Origin of the sequence: Streptomyces sp. NBC_01384, assembly GCF_045040035.1 — a bacterium.
Classification (GTDB): domain Bacteria; phylum Actinomycetota; class Actinomycetes; order Streptomycetales; family Streptomycetaceae; genus Streptomyces.
The window spans coordinates 4,127,832-4,143,995 of the sequence record NZ_CP109559.1 but is presented as its reverse complement, the minus strand read 5'-3'; the positions used below and the strand labels follow the sequence as shown (position 1 = coordinate 4,143,995).

At 70.1% G+C, this 16,164-nt stretch carries 11 protein-coding genes; 3 read left to right on the top strand and 8 right to left on the bottom strand.

What is annotated here, in order from left to right; translation table 11 throughout:
- Nucleotides 1-46 precede the first annotated feature (46 nt).
- Complete coding sequence (locus tag OG747_RS18835; protein ID WP_405880489.1) at nucleotides 47-1,243, top strand: PLP-dependent aminotransferase family protein; 1,197 nt, start codon at nucleotides 47-49, stop codon at nucleotides 1,241-1,243.
- A gap of 31 nt (nucleotides 1,244-1,274) precedes the next feature.
- On the opposite strand, the gene OG747_RS18830 is transcribed toward OG747_RS18835, so the two are convergent.
- The 3 genes from OG747_RS18830 to OG747_RS18820 form a co-directional block, all read right to left on the bottom strand.
- Nucleotides 1,275-2,162: a DUF4253 domain-containing protein gene (locus tag OG747_RS18830; protein WP_405880488.1), complete on the bottom strand. Its 888-nt coding sequence runs from the start codon at nucleotides 2,160-2,162 to the stop codon at nucleotides 1,275-1,277.
- Nucleotides 2,163-2,224: 62 nt separating this feature from the next.
- Nucleotides 2,225-2,464 (bottom strand): DUF397 domain-containing protein, encoded by a 240-nt coding sequence (locus OG747_RS18825; RefSeq protein WP_405880487.1) that lies wholly within the window; start codon nucleotides 2,462-2,464, stop codon nucleotides 2,225-2,227.
- Complete coding sequence (locus OG747_RS18820; protein WP_405880486.1) at nucleotides 2,461-3,288, bottom strand: Scr1 family TA system antitoxin-like transcriptional regulator; 828 nt, start codon at nucleotides 3,286-3,288, stop codon at nucleotides 2,461-2,463. Before OG747_RS18820 ends, OG747_RS18825 begins: the two co-directional genes overlap by 4 nt.
- Nucleotides 3,289-3,401: 113 nt before the next feature.
- Between OG747_RS18820 and OG747_RS18815 the strand changes: the two genes are divergently transcribed.
- Nucleotides 3,402-3,824 (top strand): ATP-binding protein, encoded by a 423-nt coding sequence (locus OG747_RS18815; RefSeq protein ID WP_405880485.1) that lies wholly within the window; start codon nucleotides 3,402-3,404, stop codon nucleotides 3,822-3,824.
- Nucleotides 3,825-3,881: 57 nt separating this feature from the next.
- Here OG747_RS18815 and OG747_RS18810 read toward each other — a convergent pair whose 3' ends face one another.
- The 5 genes from OG747_RS18810 to argS all read right to left on the bottom strand — a co-directional run bounded on the left by OG747_RS18810 (nucleotide 3,882) and on the right by argS (nucleotide 14,228).
- Nucleotides 3,882-4,910, bottom strand: coding sequence for a hypothetical protein (locus OG747_RS18810; protein ID WP_405880484.1), 1,029 nt, complete (start codon nucleotides 4,908-4,910; stop codon nucleotides 3,882-3,884).
- A complete protein-coding gene (locus tag OG747_RS18805) occupies nucleotides 4,907-6,106 on the bottom strand; it encodes a CHAT domain-containing protein (RefSeq protein WP_405880483.1) in 1,200 nt (399 codons plus the stop codon). Before OG747_RS18805 ends, OG747_RS18810 begins: the two co-directional genes overlap by 4 nt.
- Nucleotides 6,107-6,189: 83 nt before the next feature.
- Nucleotides 6,190-11,724: a tetratricopeptide repeat protein gene (locus OG747_RS18800; RefSeq protein WP_405880482.1), complete on the bottom strand. Its 5,535-nt coding sequence runs from the start codon at nucleotides 11,722-11,724 to the stop codon at nucleotides 6,190-6,192.
- 61 nt (nucleotides 11,725-11,785) lie between these two features.
- Complete coding sequence (locus OG747_RS18795) at nucleotides 11,786-12,034, bottom strand: hypothetical protein (protein ID WP_405880481.1); 249 nt, start codon at nucleotides 12,032-12,034, stop codon at nucleotides 11,786-11,788.
- A 421-nt stretch (nucleotides 12,035-12,455) separates the two neighbouring features.
- The gene (argS, locus tag OG747_RS18790; protein ID WP_405885595.1) at nucleotides 12,456-14,228 is read right to left on the bottom strand and encodes an arginine--tRNA ligase; all 1,773 of its coding nucleotides are present in this window, start codon (nucleotides 14,226-14,228) and stop codon (nucleotides 12,456-12,458) included.
- Nucleotides 14,229-14,374: 146 nt separating this feature from the next.
- Here argS and lysS point away from each other — a divergent pair, with 146 nt between their 5' ends.
- Nucleotides 14,375-16,141 (top strand): lysine--tRNA ligase, encoded by a 1,767-nt coding sequence (lysS, locus tag OG747_RS18785; protein ID WP_405885594.1) that lies wholly within the window; start codon nucleotides 14,375-14,377, stop codon nucleotides 16,139-16,141.
- Nucleotides 16,142-16,164 lie beyond the last annotated feature (23 nt).

The following is a 16,164-nucleotide window of genomic DNA, read 5'->3' as shown; positions in this document are numbered from 1 at the left end:
GCGGCACCCGGTGTTCGCGGGGAGCCGTAGCAGAAGGAGTCGCGTCGTGACCGTTCTCGGGATTGCTCAAGCCGTGCCGCCGCTCGCCGCGCGGGCCACCGCGATCGGCGGGTCGCCGGTACGGGAGATCCTCGCGGTGACCGCGCGGCCCGAGGTGATCAACTTCGCGGGCGGGCTGCCCGCGCCCGAGCTGTTCGACGCGGAGGGGATCGCCGCCGCGTTCCGGGATGTGTTCGCGGAGGCGCCCCAGCGGGCCCTGCAGTACTCGACCACCGAGGGGGAGCCCGCGCTGCGGGCGGCTCTCGCGGAGCGGACGTCCGCACGCGGGCTGCCGACGGACGCCGACGACATCCTTGTCACCACCGGGTCGCAGCAGGCGCTCTCGCTGCTCGCCACCGCCCTCGTCGAACCCGGCGACACGGTGCTCGTCGAAAGTCCCTGTTATCTGGCGGCACTTCAGGCGTTCGCGTTCGCCGGGGCGCGGGTGGTGGCGGTGCCGGGGGACGAGGACGGGATCGATCCGGACGCGCTTGACGAGCTCGTCACACGCGAGCGGCCCAAGCTGCTCTACACCGTCCCGACCTTCCAGAACCCGACCGGCCGGACCATGACCGGCGAACGCCGGGCCGCCGTCGCATCCGTCGCCGCCCGGCGCGGGCTGTGGATCGTCGAGGACGACCCGTACGGGGAACTCCGCTTCGAGGGCGAACGGGTGCCGTGGATCGCCTCGTACGACGGCGCCGGGGACCGGACCTTGCTGCTCGGGTCCTTCTCCAAGGTGATGGCCCCCGGGCTGCGGCTGGGCTGGCTGCGAGCGCCCGCCGCAGTGCGCCGGGCGTGCGCCGTCGCCAAGCAGGCCGCCGACCTGCACACCCCGACCGTCAACCAGCTCGCCGCCGCGCGCTATCTCGCCGACCGGGACCTCGATGCGCATGTGGCGCGGGTCGCCGGCGTGTACCGCGAGCGGCGCGACGCCATGCTCGCGGGGATCGCGGATGCCCTTCCGGCCGGGTCCACCTGGACCCGGCCCGAGGGCGGCATGTTCCTCTGGGCGAGGCTGCCCGAGTCGTACGACACCACGGCCCTGCTCCGGGGAGTGGTGGAGCGGGGCGTGGCGTACGTGCCGGGCGCGCCTTTCTACGCCGGGGAGCCCGACCCCGCCACGCTGCGGCTCTGCTTCGTCACCCAGACCCCGGACGAGATCGCGGAGGGGCTGCGGCGGCTGGCGAAGGGGTTGCGGTAGACAAGGGAGCTGGTCGGTCCCACCAGGTCGGTCAGTCCCACCAGAAGGACCACACCCGCTTGCCGAGCACCTCGTCCGCCGCGTACGCGCGCAGCGTCTCGCCCTCGCCCTGCGTGATGTTGTCCGGGCAGAACGCGAAGTGCTCGGCGGCCACCGCCTCGGCCTCGGCCGTCGTGGTGGGCGGGGCCGCCACCGACAGGACCAGCTGGTCGAAGGTGAGGGCCACGACCCGTATGCCGAAGCGGTCCTCCCAGGAGCGCAGGACCGCGCAGAGGCGGGCCACGTCGCCCTCGTAGTTCACCGGGCCGGACCAGCCGATCGCCGCCGGGATGTCCGCACTGCGGCGCGCCGGGACCAGGGCGAGGCGCGGCTCCTTCAGCCAGGAGCCGCCGCCCGCGAGGGAGTCGGCGAGCTCGGCGGCCCGGTCGTCCGGGTCGGCGCCGGGCGCGGTGGCCGGTGCGAGGCCGGGCCACTGCACGCCGTGCGGCGCGATCGTCTCGGCGAACTCCTCGGCCTCACCGAAGAGTTCGGCGACCGTCTCCGCGCCGGGGTGGTCCACGTCGGCGTCGAGCTCCAGCTCGTCCTCCGCGTACTCCTCCCAGTACCCCGCCAGCACCTCGTCGGCGTCGTGATCCCCCGGATACGACACCTCCTCGGGCATCAGCTCCCACTCCTCCGGGCCGCCCTGGCTGCCGCCGACCTCGATGAGGAGGGGGAGCAGCCCGGCTGTGCGCGGAGCGGACCCCAGCGCGTCCCAGTCACCGGGAGCCGCCGCCCCGTCGGCGTGCCACAGCAGCGGCTCGTGCCACGGGCCCTCGTCCGTCGTGTCGATCAGTCTCCCGGGCGGGAGTTCGAGGCCGAGCGCGCGCCCGCTCGGATCTGCCGCCAGCGAGGGCAGCGGGTTCGGAAGTGTCGCCATGCCCGTGACTTTAGGGCCCGCCACTGACAACGGGCCTTGGGGTCCCCAGTGGGTGCGGTGCCCTAGCGGGCCGCGTACGCCGTGAACGCCGTCCAGGCCGCCGGGGAGGCGGTGAAGGTGGGGCCGGTGGGGGTCTTGGAGTCGCGGATGTGGATGGCGTGGGGGCAGGCGGCGACCTCGACGCACTGGCCGCCTTCGTCGCTGCTGTGGCTGGACTTGCGCCAGGTGTAGGCGACTTCGAGGCACTGGCCGCCTTCGCTGCCGCTGTAGCTCGACTTGAACCACTCAAGTGCGGTGCTCATTTATCTCCTAGCAGACGGTCGAGCAAGCCCCTGGATTCCTGGGGGCTCAGGGCCTGTGACCGCAGCATCGCATACTTGCGCGCCAGCCTGGATACCTCGTCGGGGTCCGATACCCACTGGCTGCCGCGCTGGCCCTCCGTATAGGCCAGGTGCAGGTGGTCGGGTGTCTCCAGGAGAGTGAAGGAGCCGTCCAGACCGGCGTGCGAGGGTGTGTTTGTCGGTAGGAACTGGAGGGCCAGGCCCGGGAGTTCGGCGCACTCGCGAAGGTGACGGAGCTGGTCGCGCCGGACCTTCGGGCCCCCGATGCCGATCTGGAGCACGGGCTCCCACACGATGAAGCTCATCGTCGGCGGACACTTGTGGTGCAGGATCTCCTGGCGCTCGACGCGGGCCGCCGTCTTGGTCGCGAGCTCGTCCTCGTCGTACGCCGGTACGCGTTCGCACAGGACCGCGCGAGCGTACGCCTCGGTCTGGAGCAGGCCGGGGATGACCAGGGCGTCGTACCAGGACAGGGCGACGGCCTCGCGCTCGTGCACCATGTACTGCTCCGCGTACAGCGGGAACTGGTCGAACTCCGGCATGTTCTGCACCCCGGCCAGCAACAAGCCCTTGGTGTCGAGGAGTTGGTCCAGCGTTTCGGCGAGGTCTGGCAGCAATGGTCGCCTGCCCTGCTCGATCGACGCGATCGTCTCCTCGTCCGCGAGGACCGCCTCGCCGAGCGAGCGTTGTGTGTACCCCGCCGCCTTGCGGGCGGTCTGCATCTGCGCGCCGACCATCCGCATGGTGGAGAAGTTCCGCTTCCGTGACTGCTTCTTGGTGTTCATGCCGGTCTAACTCCCCACACCCACCCGTACGGCACCCCGTATGAACCCGTACAAAATCCCAGTACGGGTTTACTCACTGATCCACGGTAGTGACTCTGCGCGACATTCGTCCCGTGAACGAGACGATCCAACTCTCGCCCCTGCGCGAGAAGTTCTTCCGGCGCGAGCGCCGATCCGTGCCAGCCGCCAGGCGGTTCGCGTACGACGTCCTGGACGGCTGGGGGCTCGCCGGTACCCAGCGGGGCGAGGACGTGTTGCTGTGTGTGAGCGAGTTGGCGACCAACGCGTTGCTGCACGGCGTACCGCCCGGCCGGCACTTCCTGTTGTTCCTGCGGTACGACGGGCGCGTACTGCGGGTGGAAGTGCACGACAGCGGGCCGGGGACCCCACGGATCGCGGCGGACGCCGCGGAGGGCGAGGGCGGGCGTGGGCTGCTGCTGGTCGCGGCGCTCAGTGACAAGTGGGGAGTGGAAGAGCGGGACCCCGGCAAGCGAGTGTGGTGCGAGTTCGCGCGCCCTGCTGGGGTTGCCCGATGAATGCCTGACGGCGCCCGACCGGCCACCCGTGCTCCATGCCGATATCGGCCATCGCCTTCATCGGGAGCGTTCCGCGAGCGTCAGCATGAGATGAGAGGACTCGGGCCGCAGGAAATCGGAGTGGGCGCCGGCTGGAGAAAGACGGCTACGGCGTCCGCCCCGGTACAGCCAGTCGGCATCGACATTGACGACGCGATGGTCCAGGGACTGCCGCGGATAGACGATGTCTGTGCCCAGCAGCCGAGTCGTGAACTGAGCCACGGGAGCGGCTCCGACGCCTGAGTGGCCGATTCCAGGCGCTCCTTCGGCCCGGAGATGCCAGAAGCCCGTGGCCCTGTCCCAGCGCGAGTGCGTCAGGACGAGCGGGCCGCGGAGCGGTGCGCCAGGGTGCTCGTCCGTGGGGAACAGCGTGGCGAACTGCCGGGTGAAGGCGTCGCGCGGGGCGGCCATCTGGAAGATCAGCGCGCTGTCGACGGTGAAGGGGCGCCGCGGATCGTGCGGTGTGCTCCAGCCGAGCACGGGCGGACGCTCGGCGGCTCGTTGCACCGCCTCGCACAGGAAGCGCCCGCCGAAGGAGTGCCCGACGAGGTGCAGATACTGTCCGCCTCGCCCGGCGAGGACGGCCGGGTCGGTGGGGTCGGTGCGTTCGGTGTCCAGGTAGCCGAGCAGGTGCCCGAGGACATAGGGGGCATGCCCCGCGCCCTCGGCGCTCATCGCGTGGGCCCTGTCCCGGATTCTGCGGTAGCCCTTGAGGGTGGGCAGGCTGGAGGACGGCCAGCGCACCACGACGCACCAGGGGCGGTAACCGCCTTCCAGGCCCGGATACCGCTCGGGGCTTGCTTCGCGCAGCTCCAGGGCCTGCCGCAGCAGGCCGGTGGCGGTCCGCGTCGCCGTGCGCGGGGCGGTCTGCCAGCCGTGCACGTACACATGGATGTCGGTTGCCCACTCGGGGATGCGCAGCCGCTGAGCCAGGTGCTCGGCGACCCGGTTGACGGGCACCGCCGCGCCGCCGCCCGGAACCGTGAGCTGCCCGTCCTCGTTCAGGTCGACCTCGACCGGCTCGGCGAGCGCTGCGGCGGCGGTCATGAGGCGAGGTTCAACCGGCTGTTGATACCGCAGTACAGCGAATAGGTGAGCGCGAGAGGGTTGTGGAACTCCGACGCGAAGCGTTGTACGAGCAACTGGCTTATCTCTCCTGCGGAATGGCGGCCGGTCAGATACAGGTCGAGAAAGGCGTACGCGTACTCCGTCGCGAAGATCTGCGGGATCTCGATCTGTGGGGCGAGGACGCCGTCGGCGCCCAGATCGATCAGTGCCTTTCCCAGATGCTCCAACTGGCTCGTGGTGGCGGCCTGTCCGGCGTGGCAGGCGTTCAGGAGGACGAACGGCTTGAAGCGAGCCTGCCGCGTACGGGTCATGCGCCGCCGCCTGCGGGACACCGCGGTCCCGTCGATGTGTTCTCCGTCGGAGAGCTTGATGGCCAGATGCGGGTAGGGGGTGCCGTTGTCCACGAAGTGGCCGTGACACCAGAAGTACATCAAGTCCTCGTTCAGCACCGGACTCGACAGAGCGGCCCAGAGGTCATGCGCGTGCGTGCGCACGGTCAGCCGGGAGCGCTGGTCCAGGAGCTTGCGCACCTCGTGTGCCCGGCCCACGCGGTCGAGGGTGGTGTCGGTGTTGAGGCTGGTCGCGGCCTGCTCGCGATGGCCGATGGGCCTCTGCTCCCACGGATAAGAGGAGTTGGTCTGCTCGACCTGGTGACGGTGTCCGAGGAACGCCTCCCATGGGCTGTCGCACCTCGACGGGTCCACGGCCAGCATGGGCCACGGCAGATACAGACACGAGTCGAAGCTGATCCGCAGCGATTCCTTGTCGGCCAGGGTGTCCAAGAAGAACTCCCGGAAGCGGCCGAGGTCGTAGCCGTTTCCATCGAGCATCACTTCGAGCAGGTCGAAGCCCTCCTCGGCGAGCTCCCTCGTCAACGTCTCGGTCAGCGAGGCGAGTTCGCTCAGGTCGGCGGCGTCTGCCAGCGGATAGCCTCCTACCTTGCGCCCGTACTCGGCGGTGGTGCTCTGGTGGCGCACCACGAGGTCGCGCCACTTGGTCCGCAGCCGGCCGGCCTGCCGCAGCAGCCCCTCCTTCGACACCTCCAGGGGGGCCTGGTGCCACCAGGTTTCCGGAGCGGGAGCGTCGGGGGCGACGGCTGTGATCGTCAATTGGCCCGCACCGGTTTCGAACAGCACCACCCGTAGTTCCGGTGGGGCTTCCGAGGTCCGCTTCACGCCGTTGCGCTGAGGCGGCAAGGCGGTATAGCCGTGAGAAGGATTCTGGAGTATCTCGAAAGAAAGGTTCTGCGGCATTCGGGTCAGCGTCCCCCTGGTCCGTGCGGAGTGTCCTGATCCTGGGCGGGGGCTCCGGGAACCAGGACAGTGCTCTCCAGTTCCTGCAGCGCGAGCCCGGACGCGTGGTCGTACACGGTGAAGCGAATGTGGTGCGGGGCCGGTTCCCGCGCGATGAAGGTGAAGCGAGCGGGAGGTCCCTGAGGCTCGTACTCCGCCAGGGCCGGCTGGATGGTGGCCGCTGTGCGGCAGCTCGCGACCACGAGCAGTCTGGACAGGGGTGGGGCCGGTACGCCCGCCAGTCGCTCCAGCCGGATCTCGATCGTCGCGGGCTGTTCGACGGCCGGGTCGGTCAGCAGCGTCAGCCGGGGCTGCCACGCGGGCCGCGACGTGCGTAGGCGCCAGCGAAGTTCCTCCGTGTCGGGGTGGTCCGGCCCGAAGACCCGCTCCCAGCGTGCCAGTAGCTCGTCGTGGGACGGGGCGGAATCGGTGTCGTCGGCCTCCAGGCAGGCGAAGGCCAGCTCGGCGAGGCTCTCCAGGGTGTCGGGGTGGTCCGGCCCGAACAGCCGCGCACGGCCCGCGTGCACGGCCTTCAGCAGGGTGACCGCCGCGGCCGGATCACCCGCGTCGGACAGCGCGTGGGCGAGTTCGACGGCGAGGGTGGGCAGCGAGGCGGCGAATCGGCCGGCACACAACTCGACGATCACACCGAGGCGGATGACCTCGTCGTCCGGGATGGTGCGATCGTCGTGCGGTCCGGAGGGTGTGCCCGTACCTGCCGGCCTCGTCGTGCCCGTGTGTTCCGCGTCCGTGGCGGCCGCGCGCAGATGGGCCCGGACGACGTCTGCGACCGTTTCGGGGAAGTCCAGATGGCTCAGTAGCCGCGCGGATCCGTGCAGCAGATCCTCGATGACCGCCCGCGCTTGCTCCGGCTCGTCCGCCTGTAGCAGCGCGTGGGCCAGGACTGGGAGCAACTCCAGGGTGCGACGGTGGCCCGCGCCGAAGAGCCGCGTGGCGTCGTCGACCAACTCCTCGGCCAAACGCACCGCGCGATCCGCCGGGCCCGTGTCGACCGCCAGCCACGCCAGATCACCGCGGGCGTAGAACCTCGTCCCGTGCTCCTCGGCAAGGACTTCCTCGCACTGCTTCAGGAGTTCTTCGAGGACCGTGATGGCCCGCTGCGAGTCGCCCGCCTCCCAGCAGGCGAACGCCAGGTTGGTGCGGCAGTCCATGGTGTGGGTGTGCTCCGAACCGCGCACGCGGTCGCTGTCGGAGACCAAAGACTGAAGTTCGCGTACGGCTCGCCCCCGTTCGCCCGCTCGGCCCAGGGACCAGGCGAGGCTCCTGCGGGCCACCAGGACTGAGGGGTTGTCGGGGCCCAGCACCCGGACCCGGTCGCGCAGCAGCGACTCGCGGAGTGTCACTGTGAGCGCGACGTGTCCCGCTTTCTCGTGTGCGGAGGCGTGCCTGGCGCGGGCGTCGAGTGTCGTGGGATGGTCCGCTCCCAGCGCACGTGTGTAGTCGTCCACCAGCCGCTCGGCGGTCTCGATGGCCCGGGTGGCGACGGACTGGCCCAGACAGACCCAGGCGATGTCGTCCCGTACATCGAGTGTGTCGGGGTGGTCGGAGCCAAGAAGTCGTTCATGGTCGCGGACCAGTTGCTCCAGGTCACGCAGCGCTCCCACACGGTCGCCGGCGTACTCCCGACGTAAGGCCAGGTTTCTGCGGGCCCGCAGAACTTCTGCGTGGTCGGCGCCCTGGATCCGTGCGCGGTCGGCCACCAACTCCCGGCCGAGGACGAGGGCCCGCTCGTAGTCGAGCGCGTGGTTGAAGGCGAGTCCCAGCATGTTCCTGGTTCCGAGGGCTTGGACGTGGTCCCGCCCCTGGACGTGCACCCGGTCGTCCAGGAGCGCCTCGAAACCGGCAATCGCCCGCTGGTACTGGCCGGACAGCAGCCACGCGTACGCCAGCCACTCGCGTGCGTAGAGGGTGGTGGTGTGATCCGGGCCGCGCACCCGAGTGAAGTCGGCGACCAGCCGTTCGGCGAGATTGCCGGCGCGGGAGTGGTCGCCCGCCTCACAGTATCCGGCGACCATGTCGAGGTGGAGGTCGAGAACCGCGGGGTGGTGGGACCCGTGCGCACGGGCCCGCACGTCGAGTACGGACTCCAGCGTGCTCAGCGACAGTTGGTGGCGGCCCGCCGACCGCTGTACCAGGGCGAGGTCGCGCCGAGCCTGCAGGGTGCGTGGATGGTCAACGCCCCGCACCCGTTCCCATGCTGCGACGGCCTCCTCGTAGAGCGTGATGGCACGGTCGTGCTCCTGGGCTGCCGAGTAGGCGTCCGCCAGGTTCTCCAGTATGAGCAGCGTGTCAGGGGCGTCGTCGCCCAGCAGCCGACGGCGGTCGTCGAGCAGCGCGGTGAACCCGGCGATGGCGCCCTGGTGGTTACCGGCGCCGAGCTTGGCCAGTGCCAGGTGGTTCCGGGCGTTGAGTGTGTTCGGGGCCTCCAGGCCCTGCAGCCGGGTTCCGTCCTCGATCAGCCGGTCGTAAGCCGTGATCGCGCGGTCGTACTGCCCTGCCGACCGGAAGACCCACGCCTGCCAATTTCTTGTGTTGAGCGTGTCAGGGTGGCCAGGCCCCTGCACACGGGCGCGGTCGGTGATGAGCGCGTCGAAGGTGCTCTCGGCCCGGTTGTATTCGCCGGCCGAGCGGTAGGCCGCACCCAGCCGCTCCCGGATACGCAGCGTGCCCGGATGGTCGGGCCCGTGCACCCGTTCGTAGTCGTCGGCGAGCCTTCGGTAGAGCTGGACGGCCTCCGCGTGACGCTCCTCCGTGGCGAGCACATCGGCGAGGCTGTACCGGGTGGAGAGGACGCGCGGGTGGTCCGGGCGCAGGAACTGCTCCACGTCGGCGAGGAGACTTTCCAGCCCCGCGACCGCGCCCGCGTGGTCGCCCGCCGACTGCCGGGTGGAGGCGAGGGCCTCGCGTGTGTCGAGCACATGGGGGTGCTCGGGCCCGAGGACCCGGGTCCGGTCACGCAGCACGTCCTCGTAGATCTGGATCGCACGCGTGAAGTCGGCTGCCGCCCGATGGGCGTAGGCCAGGTTGACGCGAGCGGTGAGAGCCGCCGGGTGGTCACAGCCCTGCACCCGGACGTGGTCCGCCACGAGCGCCACGTGTTCGCTGATCGAACGCCGATGGTCGCCCGCCAGCTGTCGGGTGTAGGCGAGTGCTCCGCGGGCGCGCAGTGTTTCCGGGTGGTCGGGTGTGTGGACCCGCGCGTAGTCGGCGATCACCTCCTCGTAGTCGGCGGTGGCCCGACGGTAGTCCTCCCGGCTCCGGTGCGCCTGCGCGATGTCGTCGCGGTAGTCGAGGGTGGCGGGATGGTCGGGCCCCTGGACGCGGGCACTGTCCGCCGCGAGCGATTCGAACTGCTTCAGCGCCGCATCGTGACCCTCGGCTTCGGCCACCGCGTACGCCAAATCCTTACGGCTTCGCAGTGTGTCCGGATGGCCCGCGCCCTGCACCCGTGTCCGGTCGGCGACCACCTCCCGGTACAGGGCGACAGCCTTACGCGGATCACCGGCCGCGGCGTGGGCGGATGCCAGCCAGCCGCGGCTGGTCAGCGTGTCGGGGTGGTCGGGGCCATGGACACGCCGCCGGTCCTCCACCGCCTGCGCGTACAGGCGTAACGCCGTGCGGTGGTCACCGGCCGAACGGTACGCGTACGCGAGGTTGGTGCGACTGACGAGTGTGTCCTTGTGACCGGCCCCCAGGACCCGTTCGCGGTCCGTGACGACTGCCTCGAACTCCTTGACGGCCGCCTCGTGCCGGCCCGCCGTCTGGAGCGCGTACGCCAGGCTGTTGCGGCTGGTGAGGGTGTCCGGGTGGTCCTCGCTCTGGACGCGGCGGCGGTCCGCGACGACCGCCGTCAGCTCCCGCACGGCCAGCATGACCTCGCCTGCCTTGCGGTACGCGTACGCCAACCGGTCCCTGCTGGCCAGGGTCTCCGCGGCGTCCGGGCCGCCGATCTGGCTGCGGTCGAGGTAGACGTCGCGACACAGACGGACCGCCTGAGCCGGGTCGCCGGCCTTCGCGTGTAGTTCGGCGAGACGGTCACGGTCGTCGAGGGTGGTCTCGTGGTCGACGCCCAGCAGGTCGGTGTGTCCCTCGACCGTCCGCTCCATCAGCGGTATCGCGAGGACCTGCTGCTCGCGGGCGACGAGCTCGTCGGCACCCAGGCGGTACATCGATGCCACCTCAGCGCGTGGCTCGGCCGCGGGGCCGGTCGCCGCGAGCGCCTGGATGTGGATGAGCAGGCGTCCCACGCCGTCCGACGCCGCGCCGGACACGGCCTCTGCGAGGGCCCGTTCGGCGCGGTCCCGGGCGCCGGGAACCTCGGCCGGGCCGACGCTTCGCAGGGTCTGCTGGAGCAGCCGGTGGAGGGTGATGCCCTCAGGAGTAAGCGTGATCAGGTGGTAGTCCGCCAGCGCGCTGAGGGACGCCTCGATTTCATCAGGAAGCTCGTCCAGATGCCGCAGCACCTCGCGTGGCAGTGCCTCGGGGGCGTACCAGGCGAGCGTGTGCAGCAACGCGACGGCCAGCGGGCGGCGGGCCCGGATGGACTCCAGGCTGGTCCGCCAGATCTGGGCGATGGCGCGGCCGGAGCGCCCCGTGCCGTCACTGAGCACCAGGTCCGGCACTCGGGCCAGTTTCACGCGGTACGCCGCGAACCCGATGCGGGTCTCCCGTAGATAGGCCCCTGCCTGGTTCAGGGCCAGCGGCAGATACCCGAGGTCGGCGGCGAGCGCGGCGGCATGTCCGCGCTCGGTCGCGGACAACGGGCGGCCCGGTGGCGCTGTCGCGCACAGCAGATCGATCGCCGTCGCGGGGGTGAGCACGTCGAGGCTGACCAGGCTGGCGCGCGTATGCCATCCGGTGCGGCGCCGACTGGTGACGAGCTGATGTCCGTGACCGAGAAGGCGCCCCAGGAAGGGGGCCAGGTGCACCGGGTCCTCGACGTTGTCGTAGACCAGCAGCCAGCCGGGGTGGGCCTCCAGCCAGGCGAGGGCCCATTCGGTGCGCTCCTTGGCGGTGGCCCGGTCCGCCCAGGACGGGTAGAGGCGCGTGGTGAGATCGGCGAGGCCGGAGGCGATCTGCTCCGAACTCTCGGCGGTGATCCACCATACGAACTTGTAGTCCGCGCGGCGCAGATGCGCGTAGTGCAGCGCCAGTGCTGTCTTCCCGATGCCGCCCAGGCCGTGCACCGTGGTCGCCTGGGTGATGACTCCGCCCCCGGACGCCAGCGAGTCGCGCAGCCGGTCCAGGTCGCCCCTACGGCCGACGAACGGTTGAGTCGAGCGGATGGGCAGGTTGTCCAGATGGGCGGGCGGGCCGATACGGTCCACAGCTGCCTTCGCCTCATCGGGCAGCACCGTGGTGTGTTCCTCGGTATGTGGGTTGCCGCCCGGACGAGAGTTGGCGGCGTTCTGCCCCGAGGCGGCCACCTGGTTTTGAACAGCGATCGTCCCGGCGGCCCGCGACTCCCCAACGATGATCACGAAACCCCCGCGCTGATCACCTTCACCGCGCCCCCCGATATACCTCCGACGCCTCTCCCCTTCACGAGGATTTCTCCCGTGACGAGGGAGGGTGTTCGTTGAAGCGAAAGTCAACCGTACTGATTTCCAAGGGAGTTGTCATCGCCGAGCACAGAAAACCGCTCGGTGACGAGGCCGCCGTGCCCAGGTGCGGGAACGTCATGACATAGGCGTCGGCCACGCGTTCGGGCGGCCGGGCGTGGTGGCTGCGGTGCGCGCTGTCCGGCGACGCGGCCGGCGAGCTGCCCGTCTGCTCCGGCGGCATGTCCACGGTGATTCCCGGCAGGGTGCCCCGGTGGTCGCTCAGCGGGGTGAGGAACAGAACACCCCCTGGTCCCCCTGGTCCCCCTGGTCCCCCTGGTCCCCCTGGTCCCCCTGGTCCCCCTGGTCCCCCTGGTCCCCCTGGTCCCCCTGGTCCCCCTGGTCCCCCTGGTCCCCCTGGTCCCCCTGGTCCCGGTGGTCGACCAGTAGCCGCGCGGCAACGACCGGGCGGCCCGGGACCCCGGGAAGGCCGTGTGGTGCGAGTGGCGTGGCTTCCGTACGTGAAGGTCTTGTCGACCCGTCCCCGATCAGCTTCCGCTGGGGGCTAGGTTGAACGACGTCACGGAAGCGGACATCAACATCTACGCGGCGACGGGCCACAAGGCCTGATCAGGGGCCGACCAGAAGGGGACGAGGGTGAGGGAGGCGGATCAGAGGCGCTCGGGCGTCCTGATGCCCAGCAGCGCCATGCCCTGGTGCAGCGTGCGGGCCGTGAGGTCGCACAGGAACAGGCGGTTCTCGACCTGGGCCGGGGTGTCCGCCTTCAGGACCGGGCACTCGGAGTAGAAGGTCGTGTAGAGGGACGCCAGCTGGTACAGGTACGCCGCCAGCTTGTGCGGGGCGTACTCGGCGGCGACCTCCGCGACCGTCTCCGCGAAGCGGTCCATGTGCAGGCCCAGCTCGCGCTCCGCCGAGGCCAGTTCCAGCTCCGGGTGGGCGACCGGGCGCGCCTCGCCCGCCTTGCGCAGGATCGACTGGATACGGGCGTACGCGTACTGGAGGTACACGCTCGTGTCGCCGTTCAGCGACACCATCTGGTCCAGGTCGAACTTGTAGTCCCGGCTCGCCGACGTCGACAGGTCCGCGTACTTCACCGCGCCGATGCCGACCTGGGCACCCCGCTCCGCGATCTCCTCCTCGGACAGGTCCTGGGCCTTTTCCCGTACGACGACGGAGGCACGCTCGATCGCCTCGTCCAGAAGGTCGACCAGCCGCACCGTCTCGCCCTCACGGGTCTTGAACGGCTTGCCGTCCTTGCCCAGCACCGTGCCGAAGCCCAGGTGGAACGCCTTGACGTCGTCGTTCAGCCAGCCCGCCCTGCGCGCGGTCTCGAAGACCATCTTGAAGTGCAGGGACTGGCGGGCGTCCACGACGTACAGGAGCGTGTTCGCCTTCAGGTTGAAGACACGGTCCCTGATCGCCGACAGGTCCGTCGCCGCGTAGCCGTAGCCACCGTCCGACTTCTTCACGATCAGCGGGACCGGGTTGCCCTCCGGGCCCTTGATGTCGTCGAAGAACACGCATAGCGCGCCCTCGGAGCGGACCGCCACGCCCGACTCCTCCAGCAGGCGGCAGGTCTCGTCCAGCATGTCGTTGTAGCCGGACTCGCCGACCACGTCCGGGTCCCGGATGTCCATGTCCAGCTTGTCGAAGACCGAGTAGAAGTAGATCTTCGACTCGTCCACGAACTTCTGCCACATGGCGAGGGTCTCGGGCTCGCCCGCCTGGAGGTCGACCACCCGGCGCCGCGCCCGCGTCTTGAACTCCTCGTCGGAGTCGAAGAGCGTCCGCGCCGCCTTGTAGAGGCGGTTCAGGTTCGACATGGCCTCCTCGCCGGAGACCTCCGCCTGGCCCTTGTGGTCCAGCTCGTGCGGGTGCTCGATCAGGTACTGGATGAGCATGCCGAACTGGGTGCCCCAGTCGCCGATGTGGTGACGGCTGACCACGGACTCGCCGGTGAATTCGAGGATCTGGACCACCGCGTCGCCGATGACCGCCGAGCGCAGGTGACCGACGTGCATCTCCTTCGCCACGTTCGGCTGCGCGTAGTCGATCACCGTGGTGCCCGGGTTCTCGGCGAGCGGCACGCCGAGGCGCTCGCCGTCCTCGTACCGCGCCGCCAGGTTCTCGGTGATCGCCCGGTCGGTGAGCGTGATGTTCAGGAAGCCGGGTCCGGAGACCTCGATCTCCTTGATCACGTCGTCCGAGGAACCCGACTCGACCCGGGCCACGACCTGCGTCGCCAGCTCTCTCGGGTTCGCCTTCGCCTTCTTCGCGAGGGCCAGGATCCCGTTGGCCTGGAAGTCGGCCCGGTCGCTTCGTCGCAGCAGCGGGTCCGCGGAACCGGCCTCCGGCAGGGCTGCCGAGAGGGCGTCCGCGAGGCGCTGGTGGACGGAGGCGGTGAGGGACGTGACCGAGGCCATGGAGTGGCTGCCGTTCTGCTCGGGTTCCGGGAGTTTCTGAGTACAGGAAACCCAGTATCCCATGCGGTGAAAAGCCGTTTTCGCGGTTCAGGCCCGAGCTGGGAGAATGGTGTCGTCAGCCGTACTGGCGTATGAGAAAGAAGGACGTGCCGATCGTGGCTCAGAGCACCGAGACCACCGACTGGGTCTCCCGTTTCGCGGATGAGGTCATCGAGGAATCGGAGCGTCGCGCCCCGGGCGCAGTGACATCAGTCGCTACCGCTCCGGTCGTGGTCGTCGCGTCCGGCCTCTCCCCCTCAGGCCCGATCCACCTCGGCAACCTCCGCGAGGTCATGACCCCGCACCTGGTCGCCGACGAGATCCGCCGCCGCGGGTACACCGTGCGCCACCTGCTCTCCTGGGACGACTACGACCGCTACCGCAAGGTCCCGGCCGGTGTCCCCGGCATCGACGAGTCCTGGGCCGAGCACATCGGCAAGCCGCTGACCTCCGTGCCCGCGCCCGTCGGCTCCCCGTACCCGAACTGGGCCGAGCACTTCAAGGCCGCGATGGTCGAGGCGCTGGCCGAGCTCGGCGTCGAGTACGACGGGATCAGCCAGACCGAGCAGTACACCTCCGGTGTCTACCGCGACCAGGTCCTGTTCGCGATGAAGCACCGCGGTGACATCGACGCGATCCTCGACCAGTACCGGACCAAGAAGGGCCCCGCGAAGAAGCAGCAGGGCCAGAAGCCGGTCGACGAGGCCGAGCTCGAAGCCGCCGAGGGGTCCGGCGCCGCCGCCGAGGACGACGGCAGCTCGTCCGCCGGGTACTACCCGTACAAGCCCTACTGCGGCCAGTGCGAGAAGGACCTCACCACCGTCACCTCGTACGACGACGACACCACCGAGCTGGCGTACACCTGCACCGCCTGCGGCTTCTCCGAGACCGTCCGGCTGAGCGAGTTCAACCGCGGCAAGCTGGTCTGGAAGGTCGACTGGCCCATGCGCTGGGCCTACGAGGGCGTCATCTTCGAGCCGAGCGGCGTCGACCACTCCTCTCCGGGGTCCTCCTTCCAGGTCGGCGGCCAGATCGTCGGGATCTTCGGCGGCAAGCAGCCGATCGGGCCCATGTACGCCTTCGTCGGCATCAGCGGCATGGCCAAGATGTCCAGCAGCAAGGGCGGGGTGCCCACCCCGGCCGACGCGCTCCAGATCATGGAGCCGCAGCTGCTGCGCTGGCTGTACGCCCGCCGCCGTCCCAACCAGTCGTTCAAGATCGCCTTCGACCAGGAGATCCAGCGGCTGTACGACGAGTGGGACAAGCTCGCCGGCAAGGTCGGCGACGGGTCGGCCCTTCCGGGCGACACCGCCGCCTACGCGCGCGCGGTGAGCACCGCCGCCCGGGAGCTGCCCAAGACCCCCCGCCCGATGCCGTACCGCACCCTCGCCTCAATCGCCGACATCACCGCCGGCGCCGAGGACCAGACCCTGCGCATCCTCAGCGAGCTCGACCCCGAGAACCCGCTCGCCTCCCTGGACGAGGTCCGGCCCCGGCTCGACAAGGCCGAGACCTGGATCAACACCCAGGTACCCGCCGAGGAGCGCACCGTCGTCCGCGACGAGCCCGACGTCGAACTGCTGAAGTCCCTCGACGACCAGGGCCGCGAGTCGCTGCGACTGCTCCTCGACGGACTGGAGGAGAACTGGTCCCTGGACGGCCTCACCCACCTCGTCTACGGCGTCCCCAAGGTCCAGGCCGGCTTCCCCGCCGACGCCACCGCCAAGGAGCTCCCGCCGGAGATCAAGGTCGCCCAGCGCACGTTCTTCGCGCTGCTGTACCACCTGCTCGTCGGGCGTGACACCGGTCCGCGCCTGCCCACGCTGCTGCTCGCGGTGGGCCAGGACCGGGTGCGCAAGCTGCTCGGCGCGTAGCGGTTTCCCAAGCCCTACCAGGC